The sequence below is a fragment of the Desulfobaculum sp. genome (genome assembly GCF_054921475.1).
Window position 1 is genome coordinate 1 of record NZ_JBUDSW010000146.1, and the last position, 9112, is coordinate 9112.

Sequence of the window (9112 nt, forward strand, 5' to 3'; positions counted from 1 at the left end):
GGGCATGCGGCGCAGCGACCCGGCCCGCCACAGCGCGCCCTGTGGCGTTATGCCCGGTGGGCCTAGTGGTGCCCTTGGGTATGATTTTTGGGGGTGCAGTCGGCACTGGATTTGAGTAGGGTTTTCCAGTAAGGGTGCCACGACACAGTTTCCTCTTATCTTTTGGAAAAAAGCGAGCGAACCCTTGAAAGTCATCATCATCGGCGCGGGCGAAGTGGGATTTCACATTGCCCGGCGGCTTTCCACAGAGTCCAAGGAAGTTGTCGTTATCGACAAGGACGCGAATGCGCTCAAGCGCATTACGGAATACTTGGACGTCCAGACCGTTGCGGGATCTGGCAGTGATCCGGCCATCCTTGACGCTGCTGGCGTTGCGGAGGCGGATGTCCTGCTTGCCGTCACGGACAGCGACGAAATCAACATCATAGCGTGCACCTGTGCCAAGGCGCTGGCTCCGGACATCGTGAAGCTGGCTCGCATCCGCAAGGACGAGTACATCGATTTTCAGGAGACGCGCGGCACGGTGGTGTTGCCCATTGATAAGATCATCAATCCTGATGTTGAGGTGGTGAAGACCATTGAGCGCATCATCAGCCTGCCGGACGCCGAGGAGGTGAACGAGTTTGCTGATGGCCACGTGAAGCTCATTGGCCTGAACGTCTCCGGGAATAGCCCTGTAGTGGGCAGTGGGCTGGCTGGCATCCGCGACGAGATGGGCGGGGTGGATATCATCATCGCGGCCATTGTGCGCGGCGAGAAGCTGATTATTCCGTCAGGTGAGGATTTCATCCACAAGGGCGACCTTGTCTATTTTGTGTGCCGTGATGAAGACCTGCCGGCCATTATGAAGCATTTTGGCAGCCATTTCCGCCCGGTGCGCGATGTGCTTATCATCGGCGGCGGCGATATTGGCCTGCGGCTGGCCCAGCGGCTGGAGCGCATGAAGAATATGCATGTGAAGCTGGTGGATCAGGGCGCGGACTCCTGTCAGGAGCTGGCGCAGATTCTGGACCGGACGCTCGTCCTGCGCGGCGATGGAACGGACCAAGAGCTGCTGCTGGAAGAAAACGTGCCGGACATGGACATGGTTATCTCGCTGACCGGCGATGAGGAAACGAACATCCTGACGTCGCTGTTGGCGAAGAACCTTGGCGCGGCGCGCGCGGTGACGCGTATTGACAAGTTCGCGTATTTCCCGCTGGTGCGTGCCATTGGCATTGAGAACACCGTGAGTCCGCGGCTGTCCGCCGTGAATTCCATCCTCCAGTATATGCGGCAGGGCAAGGTGCTGTCTGCGGCGTCCATCAAGGGCGAAGCCGCCGAAGCGCTGGAGGCGGTTGCGCAGGAGCATTCCGACATTGTCGGCAAGTCCGTGAAGGACCTGCACCTGCCCAAGGGCGCGCTGATTCTGGCGCTGGTGCGTGGCGAGAAGGTTATCTTCCCCACGGGCGATACCGTTATCCATCCGGGCGACAGAATCATCCTGCTGAGTACGGCCAAGAATATTTCCCGTGTAGAAAAACGCCTGACGGTGAAGCTGGAGACGTTCTAAATGCGCTGGCGCTACACCCTGCACATCGTGGGGGCCATCTTGCTCAGTGTGGGCGTTTCTATGCTCTTTGCACTGGGCTTTTCCCTGTACTACGACGATGCGGGGACTCTGCCGCTGATGAAGGCCATCAGCGTGGCGGCAACCTGTGGTGCGGGGCTGTTCTATCTGTTCCGCGATACCGAGGCCGCGCCTATGAACCACCGCGAGGGCATGGCTATCGTGGCATTGGGGTGGCTGGCGGCGGGATTTGTCGGCGCGTTGCCGTTCTGGTTTGGCGATATGCTGCCGACCTTCACGGATTGCCTGTTCGAGTCCATTTCGGGCTTTACGACAACGGGCGCGTCGGTGCTGTCGAATATCGAAGCTGTTCCCCGCGGCCTGCTCATGTGGCGCAGCCTGACGCATTGGCTGGGCGGCATGGGCATTATTGTGCTGTCGCTTGCCATTTTGCCGTTCCTCGGCGTTGGCGGCATGCAGCTGTACAAGGCCGAAGTACCGGGACCTGTTCCGGATAAGCTGAAGCCGCGCATTAAGGATACTGCGTCGCTGCTGTGGAAGGTGTACGTGCTGTTCACCGTGGTGGAAGCCGTGCTCCTGCTGCTGGGCGGCATGGATATGTTCGAGTCGCTGTGCCATACCTTCGGCACCATGGCGACGGGTGGTTTTTCCACGCGCAACACGTCCATTGCCGCGTACGACAGCGTGTACTTTGATGTGGTCATTACGGTGTTCATGCTGCTGGCCGGCGTAAATTTTTCCCTGCATTACCAGCTGCTTCGCGGGCGTCCGCTGCTCATGTGGCGCGACCCGGAATTCCGGTTCTTTATGGGCATTTTTGGCGTTTTTACGCTGGTGTCCACGTTCTCCGTGTGGGGCGTGAATTATGAATCGTTCTGGGAGTCCCTGCGGTACACGTCCTTTCAGGTGGCATCCATCGTGACCACCACGGGCTACGCCACGGCGGACTATGAAATCTGGACGCCGCTGCCACAGGCCCTTTTGTTTACGCTGATGTTCCTTGGCGGTTGCGCTGGTTCGACGGGCGGCGGCATCAAGTGTATGCGCGTCCTGTTGCTGTTCAAGCACGCCTACAACGAACTGTACCGCCTTATCCATCCCCGCGCGGTGACGCGCGTGAAGCTGGGCGGCAAGAACGTGCCCCCGGAAGTGATGAACTCCATCACCGGGTTCTTTTTGTTGTTCCTTGGTCTGTTCATCCTGTCGTCGTTTTATCTGGCGGCCATGGGTGTGGACATTGTGACGGCGTTTTCGTCCGTGGTCGCCTGCATTGGCAACATTGGCCCCGGCCTTGGCGGCGTAGGCCCCACGGACAACTATGCGGAGATTCCCCAGCTGGGCAAATGGCTGCTCGTCTTCTGCATGCTGCTCGGGCGTCTTGAGATTTACACCGTCATTATCCTCTTCGTTCCGGAGTTCTGGCGAAAGTAGCCGCGCGGCGCTTTCGTGGAGGAGAACTCATGCTCCGAAAAAAGACACCCACGTTTCTGTTCCCCATTGCGGGGTTTGCGTTGACCATCCTTGCGGGGACCATACTCCTGCACCAGCGGTTCAGCCTGACGGGCGAGCCGCTGGGCTGGGTTGACGCGCTGTTTACGGCCACGTCCGCCACGTGTGTGACCGGCCTTGCCGTGGTGGACACCGGCACCGCCTTTTCCACCGCAGGGCAGAGCGTTTTGCTGGCGCTCATTCAGCTCGGCGGGCTGGGTATTATGACCTACACCAGCCTTATCTTTTACCTCTGGCGCAACCGCATTTCCCTCACCGACCGCGAGGCCGTAAGCCAGACCCTTCTGCACGACCCCAAATTCAGCCTTGGGCACTTTCTCAAGCACGTTGTGCTGGGGTGCCTGCTTATCGAAGCCTTTGGCGCGCTGGCGCTCTTTCTGCTGGACCCGCAGGGCTTCGCGCCGTTTTCTGCGCTGTTTCACGCGGTGTCTGCCTTCTGTAACGCCGGGTTTGCCCTCCAAGCGGACAGTTTGATGCACTGGCGCGGCAACATTGGCGTCAACGCCGTGTTCATGGCGCTGATCGTTCTTGGCGGACTGGGCTTTGTGGTGCTGCTGGAGCTTGCCGAGCACGCCACCGGCAAGCATATCCGCGCGGGTGGGAGCCGTTTTCAGCCTATTGGACGGCTGTCCTGGCATGCGCGGGTGGTGATGAGCATGAGTGTATGGCTCATCATTGGCGGCGCGCTGGCGATACTTGTGGTGGAGTTTTTGCTCCATTCGGGGCAGTACGCTCCCGGCGAGGAGCTCCTAGGCTCGCTGTTTCAGTCAGTGACCTGCCGTACGGCGGGGTTCAACACCATGGACATTGGCACGCTGAGCAATGTTTCGCTGCTGGTCATGATGTTTTTGATGTTTGTTGGCGGCGCGCCGGGGTCCTGCGCGGGCGGCGTGAAAGTCACTACCCTGCGGGCCATGACGGCGTTTTGCGTGGCGCGCCTCAAGGGGCGGCATCAGGCCGTGGTCGGCAACTTCGCCCTTGACGAATCTACCATGAACGGCGCACTCACACTGATGATGCTGGCCACGGGCGTTATCGCGCTGGCGACGCTTATCCTCTGCGTCAGCGAGACGGGCGCGGTGCCGCATGCGGCCACGCGTGGGCAGTTTTTGGAAATCCTTTTCGAAGTGGTCTCGGCATTTGGTACCGTTGGGCTGTCCACGGGCATCACGCCCGAGCTGTCCACAACGGGCAAGCTGACGCTGACGGCGTTAATGTTTGTGGGCCGCCTTGGTCCCATCGTGTTTCTGCAGGTGCTGCAGGAGCTATATACTCAGGAGAAATTCCGCTGGGCGGAAAAACGTCTGCCCATCGGTTAGCCTAGGTGCACCCCCTCGTGTTGCGCCGTGGATATGGAGTGAAGAATGGATAAGCTGGAAGTCGGCGTCATTGGCCTTGGCAAATTCGGCTTTTTTCTGGCCCAGCGCCTTATGGAGCTTGGGCACGACGTTATCGGTGTGGACTCCAATCCGGACTTTGTCCGCCGCGCGCAGGATGAACTGACGCGAGTCTTCCAGGCCGATGGCACGGACAGAACGGTTCTGGAGCAGCTTGGCTTTCAGGACTTATCGCACGTTGTGGTCAGCGTTGGGTCCGCCATGGAGGCCAGTATTCTCATCTGCCTGCATCTCAAGGAGCTTGAGGTGGAGCATGTGTGGGTGAAGGCCATTAGCTGGGAGCACGAAAAGGTGCTCACCAAAATTGGCGCGGACGAAGTGTTCTTCCCCGAGCGCTACGGCGCGCAGCAGCTGGCGCTGCGCATGACGCATCCCGGCCTCATCGACTACTTGCCCTTTGGCATGGGCGTGCTTATTCAGCGCCTTATCGTGGATAAGTGGGCAGGGAAGACCCTGCGTGAACTGGACCTCACCAACCGCTACCGCGTGCAGGTGGTGGCCGTCCGCTCAGAGGACGACGCCGCCTTCGAATTCCTGCCCCGCGCCGACACCGTGCTTACCAAAGGCGCGGAGCTAGTCGTCTTTGTGGAAGAAAAGATGCTCAAAAAGCTGACTCCATAGCACCGCCCCCTCAACAGCCACTCAACGCCGCAAGCGCGCCACCGCGCCGCTTGCGGCGTTTTCTATGGAACGGAAGCCGCCCCCTAAAAGAGGGTTGGCCGTGGGCCGGGAGTTGTCAGGGGTGACGACAGTCCCCTCTACACGCACCCGGCCTGTGCGCTCGCAGGATTCTTAAGGACAGTCGTCCTTAAGCCACCGGAGGTAATAAAAGCGTCGCCCCAGCACACGGTTAATCCTCAGGGGCCCGACGGGAGAAAAAGCCCAGCGTGGGGCGTCATCTTGTGGTATAGGTGGAGAAAGTTCAGGAGGTTTGGAAGCGGGTATGACACAGTGTGGATGTGGAAAAGGGTGCGGCGCTGGGGCGTGGCGGGTGCTGCATGAGGATGAGCCTGTGCAGGGCGATGACGCTGCTGTTTTGGAGCGGCCGGAGGAGTCGTTTGGCGGTGGCGGCAACAAGATTGTATGCCGTGCGTGCGGGCAGCGGATTACCTCTGCTGGCGCGCGTATACAGGTGCAGGGCAAGCACGAGCATGTGTTCTTTAACCCGTTTGGGCAGGTGTTCGAGGTTGGGTGCTTTTCCTTTGCGCAGGGGCTGGTTACGGGCGGAATGGCGAGTGCGGAGTTTACATGGTTTCCCGGCTATACGTGGCAGAATGTCGGCTGCGCCAGCTGTGGAAGCCACCTTGGGTGGTCCTATACAGGCAGCGGCGGTGGCGGCTTTTATGGCCTTGTCCTCACTGCGCTTCGTGAAGTGGCGGAGGAGGAAGACTAAATCCTCTGGGGCTAAGGCGAAAATAGGGCTGCGAAAAGCCGGGAAGAGCGGCCTCATCTCCATGTGCCACTTTGCACATGAATGACGCCTGAAGGCGCATGGTTACGCCGTTTCCTGCAGTGTTTCCCGCCGGAGATTCGTGGAAAAATTCACGATGCGGCAAAAGCAAAAAAATGTGGAGAAAGTGCTGGACTCTCACTTGTGAGAGGTCTATTAACGCTCTCCGCCACGCGGACTGTTTGGTTGACCAAACAGTCCGCGTGGACCTCAAAGCGCGTCCGCAGGACACAGAGCGCGATGAGGGCACGAATGTGACAGCATCCACCGCCCCCACACGTGAAGTTGCCCGGAATACGCCCACCACAGCGCCAGCACAGGCGCGGGCGGAAGTGTCCGGGGGACGACTCGCAGGCATGCCTACGAGCCACCATGAAGCACGACGCGCGAGAGTATCGCCACACACCCGGAGTTTGGTTTGTCCAAGCCGGGAAGAATAACGTTTCATGAGATGGGGCGCAGAGCGCCTCCGAGAGGTATCCGAGCATGTTTCATATTGTTGTCGCTTCACTGTTGCCGCTGTTCGCAATGATTATTGCCGGGTGGTACGCACAGCGTAGGGGCATTCTGGGCGAGGGCAGCGCCACGGCGCTGAACGATTTTGTCTATTATTTTTCCTTGCCTGCGCTGATGTTTGTTTCATTGGCCACCACGCCCATTGAGGAAATATTCCAGTTCCGGTTTATTGCCGGATTCACGCTGGCGATGTTTGCCTCGTATGTGCTGATGTTTTGTGTTTCGTCGCTCTTTTTCAAAACGCACCGCACCATCAGTTGCCTGCGCTCCACGTCTGCCAGCTTCCCCAACTGCGGGTACCTTGGCTTTCCCATCATGCTGTCGCTCTTTCATGGCAGCAGGACGGCGTTTGTTACCAGCACGCTTGGTGTTTTGCTGCCAACGCTCATTGTCATGATTGTTGTGGCGGAGTTTGAGTTCCACCGCGCTGGTGGGCGCAGGAGCACGCTGTCCATTGCAGGGCAGGTGGTGTGTACCATGGTCAAAACGCCTATCATTCTCGCATCGTTTTGCGGTGTGGCGGCGTCATACTTTGACCTTGGCATGCCGGATTATGCCGCGCAGGGGCTGAAGAGCTTTGGCATGGCATCCGTGCCGTGCGCGCTGTTTGCCGTGGGCATGCTGATGGCGCGGCTGGAGCGCAACCTGCGCCTTGGCAGCGTACTGTCTGTGAATGTGGTGAAAATCATTGTCCAGCCGCTGTTGGCCCTTGGCTTTTTGCTCCTCTTTGACGTGAGCGGCGAGCTGCTCGTCATGGGCGTCCTGCTGGCAGGCATGCCGACGGCGGCTGTGGCGTGCATTCTGTCTCAGGTGTACGAAACGTGCGAGATGGAGACTTCCGCCACGGTTTTGGTGTCCATGCTCCTGTACGTTCCGGCCTTTGCGCTGACGCTTTTGGTCGCTGAAGGCATGGGAGTCGCCATCGGCTAACCCCTGTCCCGGCGCAATCTTTCCCCGATAAAACCGCTCCGGCCCGATCCCCTTAACCCCTCTGTGCGATACTGCAACGCATCCCCCGGGCCGGAGCGTTTTATATATTTCTTCCTTTCCCTTTTCTTTCCATAATCCGCTTTACTGCAACGGCATAGAATTGTTGTGGTTTTCCATGGCCCTTTTCTCCACGGTTCTGTGGATATCGCATTGGCATAATCGTTTCATTTATATTACACTCGCAACATTGCCCTCCCTGTAATGTTTGCATTTCGGGGTGACGCAATTCTTGGTGCGGCAGGTATTGGTCCGCCCCGGCTGCAATTGCTCACAAGACGCACGGGCAGATTCGATTGCCCTAAGGGACGCACAGGATGACGGGACTCGACACCCTCCTCGTATCCAACGAAGACTGGCTAATGGACCGGATACTCCATTACGCCAAAGAACATGACTATACCCGCTATACCTCCACACTTCCGGAGGCATGGCGGCTTTCTATTTCTGGGCTGACGTCGTCTATAACCGAAGCCTACGCCAAGGATCCTTCCCTTTTTGAATTCAATTCGTCCGAAAACTACGCGGAGGACCCGGTTGCGGCTTTCGGCATTTTGGAGGCCCGCCGTCATCGTGAACGCGGGATAGACCTTGGTATGTTCTTGGGGCTTCTCAAGTATTACCGCCAAAGTTACCTCGATTTGGTGGCGGAAAAGGGGGATGAGAACAAGGTCCAGCCGTGGTCCAGTTACATCCTGCGTACGTTTGATCGGTTTGAGCTGGCCCTTGCCGTTGAATGGGCCAAAACGGGCGACGAGGAACGCATGCGCGCCTTGCAGGAACGCATGCGGCAGATGACCAACGAAAAGAACCTGTACCTTACCTTGTTTGAAAGCGTCGCCGTGCCGGTGTTTGTGTTGGACGATGCGTGTTGCGTCCGCAATGTGAACAGGGCGGGGCTGGATTTTTTGGGATTTCCCGCTGCAAGCGGAGGTTTATATTACCTGCTGTCGGACGCCGCGAATGGCAATGGGCAGAGTGTTGGCCCCGGTGCGGAGGTGCTTGGGCAACCCTGCGCCGATGTGCTGCCGTGGATAGCGCCCGATGTGCAGGAGTTCCTGAAAGAGGGGAAGCAGTATTCCGTCTCGCGCCGCGAGGCCGTCGTTCATGATTCCCCTCGGACGCTGCTCCTCTCCATGAGTGCCATGGCCGATGTTTCCGGGAAGTTCGCCGGGATGACCGTTGTCGTCAACGAACAGGCCGAAGCGCATGCAGAGGTCGAGCAGTGCGAAGAGCAGGGCCTGACATCGCGCCTGAGCAAGGTGCAGATGCTTGCGGGCGTTGGCGGCTGGGAGTGGCACATCAAGGAAGAGCGGCTGGAGTGGTGCGATGTTGTCTATAAGATTTTTGGCATTGGGCCGGAGGGCGAGTCGCTGCCGTTTAAGGTTTTCCTCGATGCCATTCATCCCGCGGACAAGGAGCGGGTTCAGGAGGCCTTGGACGCCGCCCTGCGGGGCGAGAGCAAGTATAACCTCGACTACCGCATTCTGCGTCCCGATGGGGATGTGCGGTGGATAGCCGTGACCGGGACAGTGTATTTTGATGATGACGGCCAGCCGGACCGGATGCTTGGTATGGCCATAGACATCACGGACCGCAAGAATACCGAACTCTCCCTACAGCAAACTTGCGACGCGGCCGAAAGCGCAAATCAGGCCAAGAGCGCCTTCCTCGCCAACATGA

Annotated in this window: 7 protein-coding genes; all 7 read left to right on the forward strand. The window is 58.7% G+C overall.

The window, feature by feature from the left end:
• Nucleotides 1–184: 184 nt before the first annotated feature.
• Nucleotides 185–1552 (forward strand): Trk system potassium transporter TrkA, encoded by a 1368-nt coding sequence (trkA, locus tag ACY69P_RS10435; RefSeq protein WP_462327420.1) that lies wholly within the window; start codon nt 185–187, stop codon nt 1550–1552.
• Nucleotides 1553–3001, forward strand: coding sequence for a TrkH family potassium uptake protein (locus ACY69P_RS10440; RefSeq protein ID WP_459899963.1), 1449 nt, complete (start codon nt 1553–1555; stop codon nt 2999–3001). It abuts the gene before it with no gap.
• Nucleotides 3002–3030: 29 nt separating this feature from the next.
• Complete coding sequence (locus ACY69P_RS10445; RefSeq protein WP_462327421.1) at nt 3031–4398, forward strand: TrkH family potassium uptake protein; 1368 nt, start codon at nt 3031–3033, stop codon at nt 4396–4398.
• 45 nt (nt 4399–4443) lie between these two features.
• Nucleotides 4444–5097, forward strand: coding sequence for a potassium channel family protein (locus ACY69P_RS10450; RefSeq protein ID WP_404845058.1), 654 nt, complete (start codon nt 4444–4446; stop codon nt 5095–5097).
• Between the two features lie 322 nt (nt 5098–5419).
• On the forward strand, nt 5420–5869 hold the full coding sequence (locus tag ACY69P_RS10455; RefSeq protein WP_462327422.1) for a cereblon family protein: 450 nt from the start codon (nt 5420–5422) through the stop codon (nt 5867–5869).
• A 543-nt stretch (nt 5870–6412) separates the two neighbouring features.
• The gene (locus ACY69P_RS10460) at nt 6413–7372 is read left to right on the forward strand and encodes an AEC family transporter (protein WP_462327423.1); all 960 of its coding nucleotides are present in this window, start codon (nt 6413–6415) and stop codon (nt 7370–7372) included.
• Between the two features lie 374 nt (nt 7373–7746).
• The coding region (locus ACY69P_RS10465) for a PAS domain-containing protein (RefSeq protein WP_462327424.1) at nt 7747–9112 on the forward strand (1366 nt) is incomplete at its 3' end.